13 protein-coding genes are annotated in these 16,123 nt (G+C 69.1%); 8 read left to right on the top strand and 5 right to left on the bottom strand.

Features of this window, described 5'->3' with window-relative positions; all coding sequences use genetic code 11:
* Positions 1-71: 71 nt before the first annotated feature.
* Genes ACZ5PP_RS09405 through ACZ5PP_RS09385 form a run of 5 tightly spaced genes read left to right on the top strand, consistent with a single transcriptional unit; the run spans position 72 to position 5,774 of the window.
* A complete protein-coding gene (locus ACZ5PP_RS09405; RefSeq protein WP_043743146.1) occupies positions 72-1,067 on the top strand; it encodes an efflux RND transporter periplasmic adaptor subunit in 996 nt (331 codons plus the stop codon).
* Positions 1,064-4,141, top strand: coding sequence for an efflux RND transporter permease subunit (locus tag ACZ5PP_RS09400; RefSeq protein ID WP_464826993.1), 3,078 nt, complete (start codon positions 1,064-1,066; stop codon positions 4,139-4,141). The genes ACZ5PP_RS09405 and ACZ5PP_RS09400 overlap by 4 nt, the downstream gene beginning before the upstream one ends.
* A gap of 30 nt (positions 4,142-4,171) precedes the next feature.
* Positions 4,172-4,747 (top strand): TMEM165/GDT1 family protein, encoded by a 576-nt coding sequence (locus ACZ5PP_RS09395; RefSeq protein WP_004323580.1) that lies wholly within the window; start codon positions 4,172-4,174, stop codon positions 4,745-4,747.
* Positions 4,747-5,451, top strand: coding sequence for an AzlC family ABC transporter permease (locus ACZ5PP_RS09390; RefSeq protein WP_004323582.1), 705 nt, complete (start codon positions 4,747-4,749; stop codon positions 5,449-5,451). The genes ACZ5PP_RS09395 and ACZ5PP_RS09390 overlap by 1 nt, the downstream gene beginning before the upstream one ends.
* A complete protein-coding gene (locus ACZ5PP_RS09385; protein ID WP_004323583.1) occupies positions 5,448-5,774 on the top strand; it encodes an AzlD domain-containing protein in 327 nt (108 codons plus the stop codon). Before ACZ5PP_RS09390 ends, ACZ5PP_RS09385 begins: the two co-directional genes overlap by 4 nt.
* A gap of 100 nt (positions 5,775-5,874) precedes the next feature.
* Here ACZ5PP_RS09385 and ACZ5PP_RS09380 read toward each other — a convergent pair whose 3' ends face one another.
* The 3 genes from ACZ5PP_RS09380 to feoB all read right to left on the bottom strand — a co-directional run bounded on the left by ACZ5PP_RS09380 (position 5,875) and on the right by feoB (position 9,894).
* Positions 5,875-7,515 (bottom strand): acyl-CoA synthetase, encoded by a 1,641-nt coding sequence (locus tag ACZ5PP_RS09380; RefSeq protein ID WP_464826992.1) that lies wholly within the window; start codon positions 7,513-7,515, stop codon positions 5,875-5,877.
* 147 nt (positions 7,516-7,662) lie between these two features.
* Positions 7,663-7,917, bottom strand: coding sequence for a ferrous iron transport protein A (locus ACZ5PP_RS09375; RefSeq protein WP_464826991.1), 255 nt, complete (start codon positions 7,915-7,917; stop codon positions 7,663-7,665).
* Between the two features lie 12 nt (positions 7,918-7,929).
* Entirely contained in the window at positions 7,930-9,894 is a 1,965-nt protein-coding gene (gene feoB, locus ACZ5PP_RS09370) for a ferrous iron transport protein B (protein WP_464826990.1), read from the bottom strand.
* A gap of 273 nt (positions 9,895-10,167) precedes the next feature.
* On the opposite strand from feoB, the gene rpsD reads away from it, so the two are divergent.
* From rpsD to ACZ5PP_RS09355, 3 genes are all read left to right on the top strand, one after another.
* A complete protein-coding gene (gene rpsD / locus ACZ5PP_RS09365; RefSeq protein ID WP_464826989.1) occupies positions 10,168-10,779 on the top strand; it encodes a 30S ribosomal protein S4 in 612 nt (203 codons plus the stop codon).
* Positions 10,776-11,072, top strand: a complete 297-nt coding sequence (locus ACZ5PP_RS09360; RefSeq protein ID WP_464826988.1) for a hypothetical protein — start codon at positions 10,776-10,778, stop codon at positions 11,070-11,072. Before rpsD ends, ACZ5PP_RS09360 begins: the two co-directional genes overlap by 4 nt.
* 504 nt (positions 11,073-11,576) lie before the next feature.
* Positions 11,577-12,260, top strand: a complete 684-nt coding sequence (locus ACZ5PP_RS09355) for a hypothetical protein (RefSeq protein WP_012586001.1) — start codon at positions 11,577-11,579, stop codon at positions 12,258-12,260.
* Between the two features lie 238 nt (positions 12,261-12,498).
* Here the strand turns inward: ACZ5PP_RS09355 and ACZ5PP_RS09350 are convergent, their stop codons facing one another.
* Both ACZ5PP_RS09350 and ACZ5PP_RS09345 read right to left on the bottom strand, forming a co-directional pair.
* Positions 12,499-13,677 carry a DUF1513 domain-containing protein gene (locus ACZ5PP_RS09350; protein ID WP_004307531.1) on the bottom strand — a complete coding sequence of 393 codons (1,179 nt, stop codon included), beginning with the start codon at positions 13,675-13,677 and terminating at the stop codon, positions 12,499-12,501.
* 58 nt (positions 13,678-13,735) lie between these two features.
* Positions 13,736-15,904 (bottom strand): TonB-dependent receptor, encoded by a 2,169-nt coding sequence (locus ACZ5PP_RS09345; RefSeq protein WP_464826987.1) that lies wholly within the window; start codon positions 15,902-15,904, stop codon positions 13,736-13,738.
* Between the last annotated feature and the right edge of the window lie 219 nt (positions 15,905-16,123).

Raw genomic sequence — 16,123 nt, 5'->3', positions numbered from 1 at the left:
GGCCCATGCACGACGGGTCTGCGGGTGCGCCCGCCGTCTGCGGCCTCGCCCATGCATTGCGGTGTGTTCCGATGCGAATCCTGAGTATCCTCCTGCTCCTGCTGCCTTTCTGTGCGACCGCCCAGGACTGGAGCGCGCGTGCGCTCGGCGAGATCGCGGTGTATCCCGAGTTCCGCGCCCCGGCGAGCGTGGTCGCGGGCGAAGAGGCGCGCATCGCCGCCGAAGTCGGCGCGCGCATCGTCGCGATGCCGGCGCGTACCGGCGTGGAGGTCGCGCGCGGCACCGAGCTGGTGCGCCTGGACGAGGCCGCCTTCCGCATCGAGCGCGACCGCGCGCGCGCCCAGGTGGCGCTGATCGACAGCCGCATCGGGCTGGCGCGCGCCCAGCTCGACCAGGCGCGCGCGCTCGCCGGACGCGGCTTCATCAGCGCCGACGGCCTGCGCATCCGCGAGACCGAACTCGGCGTGCTGCAGCGCGAGCGCGACGCGGCACGCGCGGCCCAGGCCGCCACCGAGCTCGCGCTCGCCCGCACCGTGATCCGCGCGCCTTTTGCCGGCGTGGTGCGCGAGCGCCTCGCCGCGGTGGGCGATCTCGCCGCCCCCGGCACGCCGCTGCTGAGCCTGGCGGCGAGCGCCGGCGCCGAGGTGCACGCGCGCGTGCCCGCAGCGCAGATAGACGGACTGCTCGCCGCTGCGCCGCCGGTGCTGGTCGCGGGCGGCGCGGAACATGCGCTGCGCATCGTGCGCGTGTCGCCGGTGCTCGATGCCGCGGGCCAGGCGCGCGACGTGATCCTCGCCGCCGCGCCCGCGCTGCCGCCGGGCCTGGCCGGCGAGCTGCGCTGGCGCAGCGTCGTGCCGCACCTGCCGGCCGCCTACCTGCAGCAGCGCGAGGGCCGCCTCGGCGCCTGGCTGGTGCGCGGCGGCGAGCCGGCGTTCGTGGCGCTCCCCGACGCGCAGGCCGGCCGCCCCGTCGCGGTCGACTGGCCCGCGGACACCCGGGTGGTGGACGCGGGGCGCTTCGCGCTCGGACTGCGGGCGCCGACCGCGGCGGCCGGGGGCTCGCGTTGAACGGCTTGTACCGGCGGCTGATCGACAATCACCCGCTCGCCAACATCGCCTTCGTGATGGTGCTGCTCGGCGGCCTGTTCAGTTATCTCTCCATGCCGCGGGCGCAGGACCCCGAGATCAACTTCAACTGGGTCAGCATCGTCACCGCACTGCCCGGCGCCTCGGCGGAGGACGTCGAGCGCGACCTCACCGGGCCGCTCGAGGACGCGCTCAAGCAGGTCAAGGACATCCGCTTCAGCTCCTCGTCCAGCCGCGAGGGGGTGTCGTCCATCCTGGTGCGCTTCGAGGAGCTCCCCGAGCGGGTGTTCGACAAGCGAGTGAACGACCTGCGCCGCGAGATCCAGAACAAGGCCTCGGCAGAGCTGCCGCCGGACGCCAACGACCCCGTGGTGGTCGAGTTCACCAGCTCGAACGGCTTCCCGACCGCGATCCTGGTGCTCCATGGCGCCGGCGGCGAGACCCTGCGGCGCGCAGGCTTCGTGATGAAGAAGGAGCTCGAGGGCCTGGACGGCGTGGACCAGGTGATCGCCGCCGGCCTGGAAGATCCGCAGCTCCACGTCGATTTCGATTCCGCCCGGGTGGCGGCGTCCGGGTTGTCGCCGCTGCAGGTCGCCGACAGCGTGGCGGCCTGGTTCCGCAACACCCTCGCCGGCCGGGTGCGGGTGCAGGACCGCGAGTGGCTGGTGCGCATGGAGGGCAAGACGCCCGACCCCGAGGCGCTCGCCCAGGCTGCGGTGGTGACGCCGGCGGGCCGGGTGGCGCTCGACGAGGTTGCCAGCGTGGCGCGCGGCCACGAGCGTCCGGGCCAGCTCGTGAGCTACAACGGCGCGCCGGCGCTGATGCTGTCGATCACCAAGGATGCCGACGCCAACACGCTCGAGCTGGTCGAGCGCCTGCAGGACTTCGCTGCCCGGCGCAACCCGCTGCTCGCCGACCAGGGCGTGCAGCTGCGCCTGATCGACGACCAGACCCACGCCACCCGCCACGCGATCGGGGTGATGGAGTCGAACGCGGTGTTCGGCCTGTTCGCGGTGCTGGCGATGTGCTGGATCTTCCTCGGCTCGCGCCTGTCGGTGCTGGTCGGGCTGGGCGTGCCGTTCGCGCTTGCCGGCACCTTCATCGCGGTCGACCTGATCGGCTCCACGCTCAACCTCACCGTGCTGCTCGGGGTCGTGATCGCGCTCGGCATGCTGGTCGACGACGCGGTGGTGATCGTCGAGGCGATCTACTACCGCCTGCAGCGCGGCGATCCTCCGCACGAGGCGGTGGTGGCCGGGGTGGAGGAGGTCGGCCTGCCGGTGCTGTCCTCGGTGCTGACCACCATCGCCGCCTTCCTGCCGCTGATGCTGCTGCCCGGCATCCTCGGCAAGTTCATGTTCGTGGTGCCCTTCGTGGTGACCGTCGGCTTGCTGGTCAGCCTGGTCGAGGCCTACTGGATCCTGCCCACCCACATCCTGGCGCTGCGCCCGCAGCCGGCGCAGCGGCCCTCGCGGTCGCAGCGGCTGCGCGAGCGCTTCACCCTGCGCATCCGCATCGCCTATGCGCGTGCCCTGGTGGCGGTGATGCGCCGCCGCCGCCTCACCGTCGCGGTCCTGGTGCTGATGATGGCGGGTGCCGGCGCGGCGGTGGCGACCGGCCTGGTGCGCGTGCAGTTCTTCGCCTTCGACTCGATGCGGCTCTTCTATGTGAACGTCGACATGCCTGCCGGTGTCGTGCCCCAGCGCACGCTGGCCGAGGCCGAGCGCGCGGTGAAGGTGCTGGGCGAGACGATCGGCGCCGACGAGCTGCGCGCGGTCGCGGTGTATGCGGGCCTGAAGTTCACCGAGACCGAGCCGGTGTATGGCGACCAGTACGCCCAGGTGCTGGTCTCGCTGCTGCCGCGCGCGGCCGGCGGGCGCGATACCGGCGAAATCATCGACGCGGTGCGTCCGGCGATCGAGGCGCTCGCCGGCGAAGCGAAGCTCTCCTTCATGGAGATGAAGGGCGGGCCGCCGACGGCGAAGCCGATCTCGGTGAAGATGAAGTCCGACGACTACCCGCAGCTGCGCGCCGCGGCCGATGCGCTCCTCGCCGAGGCGGCAAAGCTGCCCGGGGTGCGCGATCTCACCGACGACGATGTGCCCGGGCGCGGCGAGATGCGCCTCGCGCTCGATCGCGAGAAGCTGGCGCGTGCCGGGGTGCAGCCGGCCGAGGTGGCGCGCTTGCTGCGTTTGTACGGCGAGGGCGAGATCGTTGCCACGACGCGCGACGGCGGCGAGAAGGTGGAGGTGGTGGTGCGCGCCCGCCAGGAGAGCCTGGATGACGTCACCGGGCTGCTGCAGCGCCCGGTGCCGCTGGCCGACGGGCGCAGCGTGCAGCTGGGCGAGCTGGTGAGCCGGCAGCTGCTGCTGTCGAAGGGCTACATCCGCCACTACCAGCTCACGCGCGCGATCACCGTCGAGGCCGAGCTCGATCGCGAGCGCCTCGACACGGTCGAAGCCAACGACCGCCTGAAGGCCGCGTGGGCGCAGCTGCAGCCGCGCTTCCCGGGCGTGGAGCTGGATTTCTCCGGCGAACTGGAGGACATCCAGGAGAGTCTGGATGCGATGGGCAAGCTGTTCGCGCTCGGCGTCGGGCTGATCTACCTGATCCTCGCCACCCAGTTCCGCAGCTACTGGCAGCCGCTGATCATCCTGCTGACCGTGCCGCTCGCCTTCACCGGGGTGGTGCTCGGACTGCTGGTGTCGGGCAATCCGCTGTCGCTATACACGCTGTATGGGGTGATCGCGCTCACCGGCATCGCGGTGAACTCGGCGATCGTGCTCATCGACGCCGCCAACGAGCGCCGCGCCGTCGGCATGAGCGTGCAGCACGCCGCGATCTACGCCGCGCGCCGGCGCGTGGTGCCGATCCTGATCACCTCCACCACCACCATCGGCGGGCTGCTTTCGCTGGCGATCGGCCTGGGCGGCAAGTCGCTGATGTGGGGACCGGTGGCGGCGAGCATCGTGTGGGGGCTGGGTTTTTCCACGGTGCTGACCTTGTTCGCGGTGCCGCTGGTGTATCGGATGGCGATGCAGCGCGGTGGCGGCTAGAATCGCGCTCCCGCCACCACCTGAATTCCCATGGACGCCTTTCTCGTCTCCACCGCCATCGTGGCCCTCGCCGAGATCGGCGACAAGACGCAGCTGCTCGCCTTCATCCTTGCCGCACGCTTCCGCCGGCCGTGGCCGATCGTGCTCGGCATCCTGGTCGCCACGCTGGCCAACCACGCCTTCGCCGCCGCGGTCGGCACCTGGCTGACCACGCTGATGGGGCCGCACACCCTGCGCTGGGTGCTCGGCCTGTCCTTCATCGCGATGGCGGTGTGGACGCTGATCCCCGACAAGTTCGACGAGGACGAGGCCAGGCTGCCGCGCCTGGGCGTGTTCGGCGCCACGCTGGTGGCCTTCTTCCTTGCCGAGATGGGCGACAAGACGCAGATCGCCACGGTGGCGCTGGCGGCGCAGTACCAGGCCCTGGTCGCGGTGGTGGCCGGCACCACGCTCGGCATGATGATCGCCAACGTGCCCGCGGTGCTGCTCGGCGACCGCATCGCCACGCGCATGCCGGTGAAGCTGGTGCACGGCATCGCCGCGGCGATCTTCCTCGGCCTGGGCATCGCGACCCTGGCCGGTGCGGGCGAGGGACTGGGGTTCTGATGGAATCCTCGTTCCGCCGCGGTGCCCGCGAGGGCATGCGCGACTTCCTGCCGCTCTCGGTCGGCCTGGTGCCCTGGGCGATCGTGACCGGCATCGCCATGCGCTCGATCGGCCTGTCCCCGGCCGAGTCCATGGGCATGAACCTGCTGGTCTATGCCGGCACCGCCCAGCTCGGCACGCTGCCGCTGATCGGCAGCGGTGCACCCTTATGGCTGATCTTTCTCACTGCGCTGGTGCTCAACCTGCGCTTCATCATCTTCAGTGCCGCGCTGGCGCCGGTCTTCCATGATCACCGCTTCATGCGCCGGCTGGCGTCGAGCTATCTGCTGGTGGACGGCATGTTCGCAGTCGGCGCGGACAAGCTGCAAAGGGCCGACGATCCGCACTGGCGATGGGGGTACTACATCGTGCCCTCGGTGTATTGCTGGCTGCTTTGGCAGCTCTGCGGTGCGGTCGGCGTGTTCGGCGCAGGGGCGATTCCGCGCGACTGGTCGCTGGAGTTCATGACCACGATCGCGCTGACGGTGATGATGATCCCCATGCTGCGCGAGCGACCGATGTGGGTGGCTGCGCTGGTGGGCGGGCTGGGTGCGGTGCTGCTGCGCGAGCTGCCGCTGCGCCTGGGGCTGATTGCCGGCATCGCGCTCGGCATCGGCGCGGGCTTCATTGCCGAGCGTGCGCTGGCAGGGAGGGCCGCGCGATGAGCGAGGGGTTGTGGTTATGGCTGACGCTGCTGGCCATCGGCTCGACGACGATCATGACGCGTGGCAGCTTCATCCTCGCCGGCGAGAAGGGGCGTCTGCCGCCAGCCTTGCAGCGTGCCTTGCGCTACGCGCCGGCGGCGGCGCTGTCGGCGCTGGTGATGCCCGACCTGCTGCTCGATGGCGGTGCGTTCGATCCGCTCAATCCCAAGCTCGCGGCGGGGGGAGTCGTGATCCTGGTCGCGCTGCGCTCGCGCAATCCGTGGCTGCCCTTCATCCTCGGCATGGCGATGCTGCTGTTGCTGCGCAAGGGATTCGGCTGGTAGTACGTGTGGAAGGAAAAATGCCGCGTCCGTCCGGTGACGGAACGCGGCATCGGCGCGCGGCGAGTGCGGTCGGCCCCGACGGGCCGACCGCGTGACACGATCACTCGATCGCGGAGGCCGACTTCGCCATCTCGCGCAGGGCGAACTTCTGGATCTTGCCGGTCGAGGTCTTGGGCAGCACGCAGAACTCGATGAACTTGGGCACCTTGTAGCGCGCCAGGTGTTCGCGGCAGTGCGCGATGATGTCGTCGGCGGTCACGCCGGCGCCTTCCTTGACCTCGATGTAGGCCGCCGGCACCTCGCCCCACTTCTCGTCGGGCTTGGCGACGACCGCCGCGGTCAGCACCGCCGGGTGGCGGTACAGCACCTCTTCGACCTCGAGCGAGGAGATGTTCTCGCCGCCCGAGATGATCACGTCCTTGGAGCGGTCCTTGATCTTGACGTAGCCGTCCGGGTGCATGACCGCGAGGTCGCCGGTGTGGAACCAGCCGCCGGCGAAGGACTCCTGGGTGGCCTTCTCGTTCTTGAGGTAGCCCTTCATGACGAGGTTGCCGCGGAACATGATCTCGCCCATGGTCTCGCCGTCGGCGGGCACCGGCTCCATGGTCACCGGGTCGAGCACGGTGATCGCTTCCTGCATGTGGTAGCGCACGCCCTGGCGGCCGTTGCGCTCGGCGCGGCGGTCGATCGGCAGCGCATCCCACTCGGGGTGCTTGGCGCACACCGAGGCCGGGCCGTAGGTTTCGGTCAGGCCATACACGTGGGTGATGTCGAAGCCGATCTTCTCGGCGCCCTCGATGATCGCCGCCGGGGGCGCGGCGCCGGCGATGAGGCCGGCGACGCTGTGCTCGATGCCGGCGCGCAGGCCCTCGGGGGCGTTGATCAGCATGCCGTAGACGATCGGCGCGCCGCACATGTGGGTGACCTTGTGGCGGCGGATCAGCTCGTAGATCAGCGCCGGGTCGACCTTGCGCAGGCAGACGTTGACGCCGGCGTTGGCCGCCATGGTCCACGGGAAGCACCAGCCGTTGCAGTGGAACATCGGCAGCGTCCACAGGTAGGACGAGTGCTGCGGCATGCCCCAGCTGATGATGTTGGAGGCGGCGTTGAGATACGCGCCGCGGTGGTGGTAGACCACGCCCTTCGGGTTGCCGGTGGTGCCGGAGGTGTAGTTGAGCGCGATCGCGTCCCACTCGTCCTCGGGCAGCTTCCACTGGAAGTCGGGGTTGCCGCCGGCGAGGAAGTCCTCGTAGAGCACGGTGCCGATGCGCTCGGTGCCCGGATACTCGGGGTCGAGGGCGTCGACCACCAGGGGCTTGTCTCCCGGCAGCAGCTCGAGCGCGGCGCGGACCACGCCGGCGAACTCGGGGTCGGTGATCAGCACCTTGGCTTCGCCGTGCTGCAGCATGAAGGCGATGGCGTCGGCGTCGAGCCGGGTGTTGAGGGTGTTGAGGACCGCGCCGGTCATCGGTATGCCGAAGTGGGCCTCGAACATCGACGGCACGTTGGGCAGCATGCAGGCGACCGTGTCACCCTTCTTCACGCCATGCGCGACCAAGGCGCTCGCGAGGCGGCGGCAGCGCTCGTAGGTCTGGCTCCAGGTGTAGGCGAGCGTGCCATGGACGACGCTGGTGCGCGTCGGATAGACCATGGCGGTGCGCTCGATGAAGCTCAGCGGGGACAGCGGCACGTAGTTGGCCGCGTTCTTGTCGAGGCCTTGCTGATATGCGTTTTGCGACATCCTTTTCCTCTCCCGTTCATTGTCAAACAAACTGGTCGGGCCGGCGTCCCACGCGGGGTTCGGTCCATACTGTATAGTATGGAGGATGGCGTCGGTCTTGTCTGCAGTTCTCCCGCGCGCAACGTTTGCGAAGGCAGGTTGGAGCGCTCAGGCGGGCTGCACCCAGATATGGCGCGACACCGCGTGCTCGATCGCGAGCTCGACGTGCTCGCACAATAGCACCGTCATCGGTTGCTGTTGCAGCACCTTCACCGCGTGCGCGGCAGAGAGCCCGTAGGCGTGCAGTTGCTCGCGCTGCAGCGGGTCGATCTCGTCGTCGAAGTCGTCGATGCGCACCATGCGCCCGACCGGGGTGCCGATCAGGCGGATGCGCTCGTGGGGCTGGACGTGTGTGGCGTTCATGGCGCGGATTCCTCAGAAGATCAGGTGCAGGCCGTGGTTGAGCAGGCCGCCGATCAGGAAGGCGGTGGGGATGATCATCGCCAGCATCAGCAGGGCGACCTTCATGCCTTGCTCCTTGATGATCATCATCAGGCTGGCGATGCAGGGCACGAAGAGCGTGATCGTGACCATGCCCACCACGGCCTGGATCATCGACAGCTCGCTCTGCAGCGCAAAGAGCCCGCTGGCGCCGAAGTCGCGGCGCAGGAAGCCCATCACGAAGGCGGCGCTCGCCTCCGGCGGCAGGCCGAGCCAGCCCACCACCAGCGGCTCGCCGGCCTCGATGATCCATGGCAGCGCGCCGCTGCGGTCGAGCCCGAACATGATCAGGGTGCCGATCAGGAACAGCGGGATCACCTCGATCAGGTACCACTTGAGCCGGCCGCCGGTCTTCTTGAGCACGTTGCCCAGCACCGGCATGCGCATCGGCGGCAGTTCGGTGACGAGCGGCACGCGGCGGCCCGGCACGACCTTGCTCGCCAGCCAGCCGGTGAACAGCAGCACGCCGACGATCGCCAGCACCCAGATCAGCGTGGCGCCGAAGGAGATGCCGCCGAGCAGGCCGAGCACCACGCCGAGCTGCGCAGAGCACGGGATTGCCAGCGCCATCAGGTAGATGGTGATCAGGCGCTCGCGCGGGGTGTGCAGGATGCGGGTGGTGAGCGTGGCCATGGTCACGCAGCCCAGGCCGAGCACCATCGGCAGCACCGCGCGGCCGTTGAGGCCGATGGCGGCGAACATGCGGTTGGCGATCACCGACAGGCGCGAGAAGTAGCCCGAATCCTCGAGCACGCCGAAGGCGAGGAAGAAGGTGGTGACGATGGGAAGGATCAGCGCGAGCGCGTAGGTCATGCCCATGGTCCACAGGCCGTATTCGCCCACGATCAGGTCGGCCAGCCAGGGCGTGGAGATGTGGCTCGTGACGAACTCGGTGACCGCCGGGTTGAGGACCTCGCCGAAGAAGTCTTCTTCGAGCAGCCCGACCAGGGTGCTGGCGCCGAAGTCGCCGACGAAGAGATACACCAGATACAGCACGCCGAGCAGCATCGGCCAGCCCCACAGCCGGTGCACCGCGACGCGGCCGAGCAGCATCGACAGCGTGCGGTCCTTGCCGGCAGCCTGCTGGGTGACGGTGCGCGCGAGCGCCTCGGCGGCGCCGCCGCGCTCGCGCGCGAGCCGCGCCGGGAGCGAGTCGCGGCCGGTGGCGGCGGTGAGTTCGGCGAGCACGGCGCGCACGGTCGCACTGTTCGCCTGCGCGGCGAGCCAGGCGTCCACCTCCGGGTCGCGCCCGATGGCGAGGATGGCCAGCCCGCGCGCGGCCAGGCGCGGGTGCGGGCAGTTGACCAGGATGAGCTGTTCGACACGCGCGATGTCGCGTTCGAGCACCGGGTCGTAACGCAGCAGTGGTGCCGGCACCGCCGCACGCTGCAGCGCTTCGGTGAGCGCGGAAACTCCTTCCCCGCCGGTCGCCACCGTCGCCACGACCGGCACGCCGAGTGCCTCCGACAAGGCCGCGGCATCCACCGTGACCCCGCGCGCCTTGGCCTCGTCGGTCATGTTGAGCGCCATCACCATCGGCACCCCGAGTTCGGCCAGCAGCGCGGTGAGGTTGAGCGTGCGGCGCAGGTTCTTGGCGTCGCCGACCTGGATCAGCGTGCGCATGTCCTCATGGAGCAGCGCGCGCATGGTGGCGCGCTCGTCGTCGCTGCGCGAGGGCAGGGCGAGCACGCCCGGGGTGTCGAGCAGCGAGGCCTCGCGGTCGAAGCGTGGCGTGGCGCGCGAGACTTCGACCGTGGTGCCGGGATAGTTGGACACCGTGACGTAGGTGCCGGTGAGGCGGTGGAACAGCACCGACTTGCCGACGTTGGGGTGGCCGACGAGGGCCAGGGTGCGCAGCGCGGCGGCGGCGGGGGAGGAGGGCGAAGTGGCGCAGTCCATGAACTCGGGTGTCCGGAGGGCGGAGTAAGCCTAGAACGATAATGGGTCGCATTATGACTTTTACTGATCTAGCTCAAAGGTCGTGCGCCCGGCGTGTATTCGATGCGGTCCGGACCGCAGGACAGAGAGGCTTGACAGTGATTCGGATTTTAACGATATGGCGAATCATTCGCAAAGACGATATTCAACCGACCCTGTCTCGACTTCGAGGCTGTCCTGCTGGCGCTCTTCGTGCGTCGGCGCAGCAAGAATCCCTGAATGAAGGAGAACCCATTGTCCCGATACACCGGCCCCCGCCTGAAAGTGATGCGTGCCCTCGGCGCCGAGCTGCCCGGCCTGTCGCGCAAGCCGCTGGGTGAGCGCAACCATCCCCCTGGCCAGCACGGCCGGCGCCCGAGGCGCAAGTCCGGCTTCGGCGTGCAGCTGATCGAGAAGCAGAAGCTGCGCTTCAACTATGGTCTCGGCGAGAAGCAGATCCAGCGCCTGTTCCGCGAGGCCAAGCGCGACCGTGGCCCGACCGGCGACAAGCTGCTGGAATTGCTCGAGCGCCGCCTCGACAACTTCGTGTTCCGCGCCGGCTTCGCGCCCACCGCGGTGGCGGCGCGCCAGCTCGTGCGCCACAAGCACGTGCTGCTCAACGGGCGGGCGGTGAATATCCCCTCCATCCGCATCCGGCCGGGCGACCGCATCCAGCTTACCGAGCGTGCGCGGCGCATCCCGGTGGTGGTCGAGGCGCTCGCCGAGCCGGCGCTGACCCGCCCCGAGTGGATCGCCTTCGACCAAGGGGCGTTCGCGGCGACGGTGACGCGCACCCCTTCGCCCGACGAGGTGCCCTTCCCGGTCGACGTCCAGCAGGTCGTCGAGTACTACGCGGTGCGGCTGTGAGCGCGCATTCATCCGCCAGCCGGCGAAGGGTTGCCGCGAACGCGGGGCCGGAGTACGACACCCATCCCGAGCTCGCGCTGGCGGCGGTGCTGCAGCTGCTGTCGCGCTTCCCGGCGCGGCGCTCGCCCGCGCTGGCGCAGGCGATCGCCGGTCACTTCCGGGTGATCGGCAGCGATCAGCGCCTTTCCGCTTGCGTGCGCGACTGCGCCGCCCGGCTGGTGGCGGAGTGGGAGGCCTATGCAATGCTGGGCGATGCGGGCGATGGCGGCCATGATCCGCGGGCGCTGCACTGAGCAGTCCGGTTCGATCGTGTCCGTCCTTTCCATTCCACGAGGAGAAGTCCATGAGCAAGAAATGCTGCAGGAAGGACAAGCCCTGCAAGGGATGTCCGCGGCGCGCAAAGTAAGCCGGAATCCCGCGCGCTGTTGATGATTATCAAACGGTAATGATTGTTGTTGCGGTTAATATTTTTTAACCCATCCCCAGGCCCGGCGACCGCGATCATCGGCTGCATTGAGGCGGGGGCCGAATATTCCGGGAAGCTCGATCGCGATGCGGTGCTCGAACATGGCCGCACAGCCCTTTCCGTGTCTGGCCAGGTGTTCGAGTAAGAAGCCCCTCCGGGCGCATGCGGGCACGTCCGAGGCCCGAGTGTCGGGCGTCCCTGCCGCATCGACGGCGTGGGTCTTGTCTAGCGATCACCTCGTAGCCCCGGTCGTTCGGAGTTGCGCATCCCTTTTCGGGCCGCTCGTGTGGGCGGCCCGTCTTTGTCCACCTCTCCCTGCAAAGGAATCGTCATGTCTCAACGCAAGTCCGGGCTGCGCCCGATCGTGCTGGCCTCGCTGTTCGCCTTGTGTTCCCCTCCGGCTCTCGCCGAACGCCCGATGGCGGTCGATGATGCCGGCACGCTCGAGCGCGGCGGCGCCAAGCTCGAGTTCGGCTGGAGCCGCGACGACGCGGTGCGCGGCTACGAGGGCGCGGCCGGTTTCGGTCCGATCGACAATGTCGAAGTGGAGGTGGGCTATGGCCGCGGGAAGGATCGTGACGCCGATCCAGACGCGAAGATCCGCGCCGTCGGCGCGGCGGTCAAATGGGTGCCATTGCAGTCCGAGCGCGGGCTTTCGGCTGGCCTGAAATACGAGTATGGGCGCGAGCGCGTCAGCGGCGAGGACTCCTCGCGTGTCGACGCGCTCGCCGGCCTGGCGACCTGGGCGTTCGAGCAGGGCCCGCGGGTGCATGTGAACCTCGGCCGCGAGTGGGCGCGCGACGACGAGGACCTCGACTTCTGGGGCATCGGCCTCGACGTGCCGCTCGGCGAGCAGCTCGACTTCGTCGTCGAGACCTTCGGTGCGGAGCATTCCGGCCCGGATCGCCAGGTCGGTCTGCGCTACACGATCGCCGAGGGCGTGAAGATCTCTGGCGCGGTCGGTCGCGGCAACGATCGCAACATCGCCAACGTGGGCGTGGCCTGGGAGTTCTGAGCGTCCCATCCCCCGCCCGCGGTGGAATGGGTTCGCAAAGAAAATACCAACTTGTAGCGCGTTTTCTCGAGAGCCGCGGGTCGTCGTGGCGGTCGTTTCCCGTAAGCGGGAAACGCGTCGGGGCGAATTCTCCGCTCCATGTCGCGACGCGCGTCGCTCCTGCAGAAAACCCCCGCTTCGGAGCTTCCTGTAGGAGCGACGCGAGTCGCGATACGGCGATCCAGGCGGGTGGCGGGGTTCAGGCTCCGACCAGCGTCCAGTGGTTGTCCGGCGCGATCTCCACCGGCCAGCGCAGCAGCATCGGATCGTGCTGCGGGTGCCAGAAGCCGAGGCCGCGCGGTGAGCCGATCAGGCTGGCGTGGGTACCGTCGAGCGGGAGTTCGGCCAGCGCGCCCGCCTTGTTCAGCTCGGCGATGATCTCCAGGCGCGCGGGGGCCGCCGGATGCCAGCGCGCTACCCGATGGCTGCGCTCGGCGGAGAGGTAGAAGCCGCCGTCCATGCCGGTGGCGATGTCGCCGCAGTAGCCCGCGCCGACGGTCTCGCGGCTGGGGATTGCCAGGCTGTCGCCATTCCACACCGCGAGGATGGGGGCGGCGGCGCGCTCGGCAGGGTCGTCGTGCTCGGCCTGCAGTGCGATACCTACCAGCGCAGGGCCGCCCGCTGCCGGCGCGGAGCCGAGGGCGAGGTGGCGCAGGCTCAGGCGCTTGTCCTTCAGCCACCACTGGCCCAGGCGCTCGCCGCTGCGCGGATCGAGCCGCACCAGCGAGGAGTCCATGCGCTCGAGGTCGCGCTTGCGGTCGCCCGCGGCGCGCAGGATGCCGCCGTTGGCGACCACCAGCTTGCCCTCGGCGTCGAACAGCAGCTCGTGCGGCTCGATCCCGCGGGTGGAGAACTCCGCCTCCTTGCGCAGGCTGTCGCGCCGGCGCACGGCGATCCAGCCCTGGGTGGAGCCGGTCTCGGATTCGGTGGTGTACAGCCACTCGCCCGCGGGGTCGAAGGCCGCGTGACCATTGAGCGTACGCCCGCTCTTCTCGTCCTCGAGGACCTGGCGGGCGAGCACTTCGCCGTCGGCGGCGCAGCGCATCAGCCAGGGGCCGGGACGGTTGGCGCACACCAGGAAACCGCCGTCGCGGTCGGGCAGCAGGCCGTGGACCCGATCGGGAACCGCGACCGCGGTCTCGATGCGGGCGAGGCCTTGCTGCCAGTCGGTGGCCAGGATGCCGACGTAGTCGGTACTGCCCTCCGCCTTCGCGCCGCGCGAGGCGCCGTCGCGGCCAAGGTCGTGCAGGCTGCGCCAGGCGGCGATCAGGCGGATTGCGGGGAGTTCGCCGGGCGTGGTGGCGGCGAACAGGGTGCGGGGCAGCAGGGCGAGCGAGAGGCCGCCGCCCAGTGTGCGCAGGAAGTCGCGTTTGTTCATCGGGATGTTCCAGTGGAAGCGACGGGCCCGCAGGGGCCCGCCGATCGATAGGCTCGGATCAGAACTTGTATTCGCCGGTCAGGATGATCGCGCGGCCGCTGCCGGGGATGGCGAAGCCGCCCTGGTCATACACCGCGTCGTAGTACACCCGGTCGAAGATGTTCTTGACGTTGAGGCGCGCGGCCCAGCTCTTCTGCTCGTAGGCCAGCATCGCGTCCCAGCGCGCGTAGCCGGGTGCCGTGTTGGGCGAGAACTTGCCGTTGACGAAGTTGCTGTTCGCGTTGGCAGCCGTCGGCACGTAGGCGTAGCGGTCGCTCTTGGCCTCGACGCCGCCGCCGATCTTCCAGCCGCCGCCGAGCGCGTAGGTCGACCACAGGTTGAAGGTGAGCTTGGGCGTGTTGCGCGGGCGCTGGCCTTCGAGGCGGACGTCCGCGCCCGGGGCGACTTCGAGGATCTCGGCGTCCATCAGCGAGAAGCCGCTGAAGACCTCCCAGTTCGGCGTGACGCGACCGGCGACCTCGAGCTCCAGACCGTCGGTGCGGCGCTTCTTCGTCAGGATTGCGGCGGTGGACTCGAGGTCGGTGTTGCGCTCCCACTCCTTGTCGGCGCGGTACAACGCGGCGCGCAGGGCGAGGTCGCCCTCCATCAGCATCCACTTGGCGCCGAGTTCGGTGACCTTGCTGCGCTCGGCCGGGTAGCTGCCGCCGGAGAGCTGGTAGAGGTCGGCGGTCGGACTGAAGGAGTCGCTGTAGCTGATGTAGTAGTGGGTGTATGCGTTCGGGTGCCAGGACAGGCCGGTGCGCAGGCTGGTCTCGCTGAAGTCGAGCTGCGGCGAGTTGAGGCTGGAATACTCGGCGTCGAGCGAGTCATGCCTTGCACCCAGGGTCAGCTTCCAGTTCGGCACGAACTCGATCGTGTCCTGGGCGTAGAAGGCGAGCGTGTCGCCCTGGTAGGTGATCGCCGGCGCCGAGGTGAAGGCGCCCGGACGATAGAAGCGGCCTGCACCGGGATCCAGATCCCGCAGCCCCCAGCGGCTCGAGTCTTCCTTCAGGTACTCGACGCCGGCGAGCAGCTCGTGCTTCATGCCGAGGAGCTCCGCACGTGCGGTGAGGTCGGACTGCAGGGTCAGGTTCTCGGTGTCGGTCTGGCGCACCTTCGGGCTGCCGGTGCTGCCATCGAAGCTCGGCGGGTTGATGCGCTCGGGTGCCTGCGCCCAGTACACGCGCTCGTAGCTCGCATGGCGCAGCTGGGTGCGGATCTCGGCCTGCGAGGACAGCTTGTACTGGTGCACCAGCGAAGTCATCGAGGTGTCGCTGTCGTCGAAGGTGTTGTTCGTGCCCCAGAAGGTGTCGGCGGAGAAGTTCTTCGTCGGGCGCTTGGTCGCCGGATCGAAGGAGATGCCGTAGTCCGGGTTGTCGCGCGTCTTCAGGTAGTAATGGTTGAAGGTGAACTCGTTGTCGGTGTACAGGCCGGTGACCAGGCTCAGGCCGGCGCCCTCGCGGTGGATCTCCGGTTCGGCGCCATCGGCCGGGTTGCTGCGCCAGCTCCCCTCGTCGCGCTTCATCACGTTCAGACGCACGGCGGTGGTGTCGCCGAGCTCCTTGTTGAAGTCGCCAGTCACTTCCCGATAGTCGTCGATGCCGACGCTGCCGGTGATCCTGCCGCGGTTGCCGAGCAGCGGCGTCTTGGTGACCTGGTTGATGACGCCGCCGGCCTGGCCGCGGCCGAACAGCATCGCGGCCGAGCCGCGCAGCACGTCGATCTGTTCGAGGTTGAAGGTCTCGCGGTTGTATTGCGCGGTGTCGCGGATGCCATCGAGGTACATGTCGCCGAAGGTGTAGAAGCCGCGCAGGTTCATGTTGTCGCCCGAGCGGCCGCCCTCGGCGGCGTTGAACGACAGGCCGGAGACGTTGCGCAGCGCCTCCTTGAGGCTGCCGACCTGCTGCTCTTCCATCAGGGTGTTGGTGACCGTGGTGACCGCCTGGGGGATGTCGTGCGGGTCCTGCAGGACCTTGCCGACACGGGTGGCGGTGGCGCGGTGGCCGTCGTGGGGGGCTTCCTCGGCAGCGTTGACGGTGACCGTCGGGAGCGTCTTGGCCGAGGACGGGGTGGATTGCGCCTGCGCGCCCGCCGACAGGACGGCGAGCATGATCGCGCTCAGGGGTAGCAGCGGGCGGGCGGGGGCGTGCGCGGACTGCGCCGCGCCGGAACGAACGGCAGCTTTCATCGTGACTCTCTAGGGTTGGATCGGGAAGTCGGTGCTGGCTGGCTTCCCGATCGACGGAGTGACGATGACCGTTTCAGGTGGCTGGCTGGGCGAGACGTTGAGAATTATGTAAAAAACGAGAATCGTTCGCAACAAATTTCAGTGAGTCGAGATGGATCCCGGCTCGTGGTCGTGTTGTTCTCGCTCCGCCAAGCGGCTTGCGGCCCGCGGTGCGCGTGC

This window comes from Thauera sp. DNT-1 (assembly GCF_055393985.1).
This window is presented reverse-complemented; position numbering and strand designations above follow the sequence as displayed.

Bases quoted from the DNA above. Each gene is read 5' to 3' on its own strand.
- ACZ5PP_RS09380 (WP_464826992.1), bottom strand. From the start codon at position 7,515: ATGTCGCAAAACGCATATCAGCAAGGCCTCGACAAGAACGCGGCCAAC.
- ACZ5PP_RS09385 (WP_004323583.1), top strand. From the start codon at position 5,448: ATGAGCGAGGGGTTGTGGTTATGGCTGACGCTGCTGGCCATCGGCTCG.
- ACZ5PP_RS09355 (WP_012586001.1), top strand. From the start codon at position 11,577: ATGTCTCAACGCAAGTCCGGGCTGCGCCCGATCGTGCTGGCCTCGCTG.
- feoB (WP_464826990.1), bottom strand. From the start codon at position 9,894: ATGGACTGCGCCACTTCGCCCTCCTCCCCCGCCGCCGCCGCGCTGCGC.
- ACZ5PP_RS09350 (WP_004307531.1), bottom strand. From the start codon at position 13,677: ATGAACAAACGCGACTTCCTGCGCACACTGGGCGGCGGCCTCTCGCTC.
- ACZ5PP_RS09390 (WP_004323582.1), top strand. From the start codon at position 4,747: ATGGAATCCTCGTTCCGCCGCGGTGCCCGCGAGGGCATGCGCGACTTC.
- ACZ5PP_RS09405 (WP_043743146.1), top strand. From the start codon at position 72: ATGCGAATCCTGAGTATCCTCCTGCTCCTGCTGCCTTTCTGTGCGACC.
- ACZ5PP_RS09395 (WP_004323580.1), top strand. From the start codon at position 4,172: ATGGACGCCTTTCTCGTCTCCACCGCCATCGTGGCCCTCGCCGAGATC.
- ACZ5PP_RS09375 (WP_464826991.1), bottom strand. From the start codon at position 7,917: ATGAACGCCACACACGTCCAGCCCCACGAGCGCATCCGCCTGATCGGC.
- ACZ5PP_RS09345 (WP_464826987.1), bottom strand. From the start codon at position 15,904: ATGAAAGCTGCCGTTCGTTCCGGCGCGGCGCAGTCCGCGCACGCCCCC.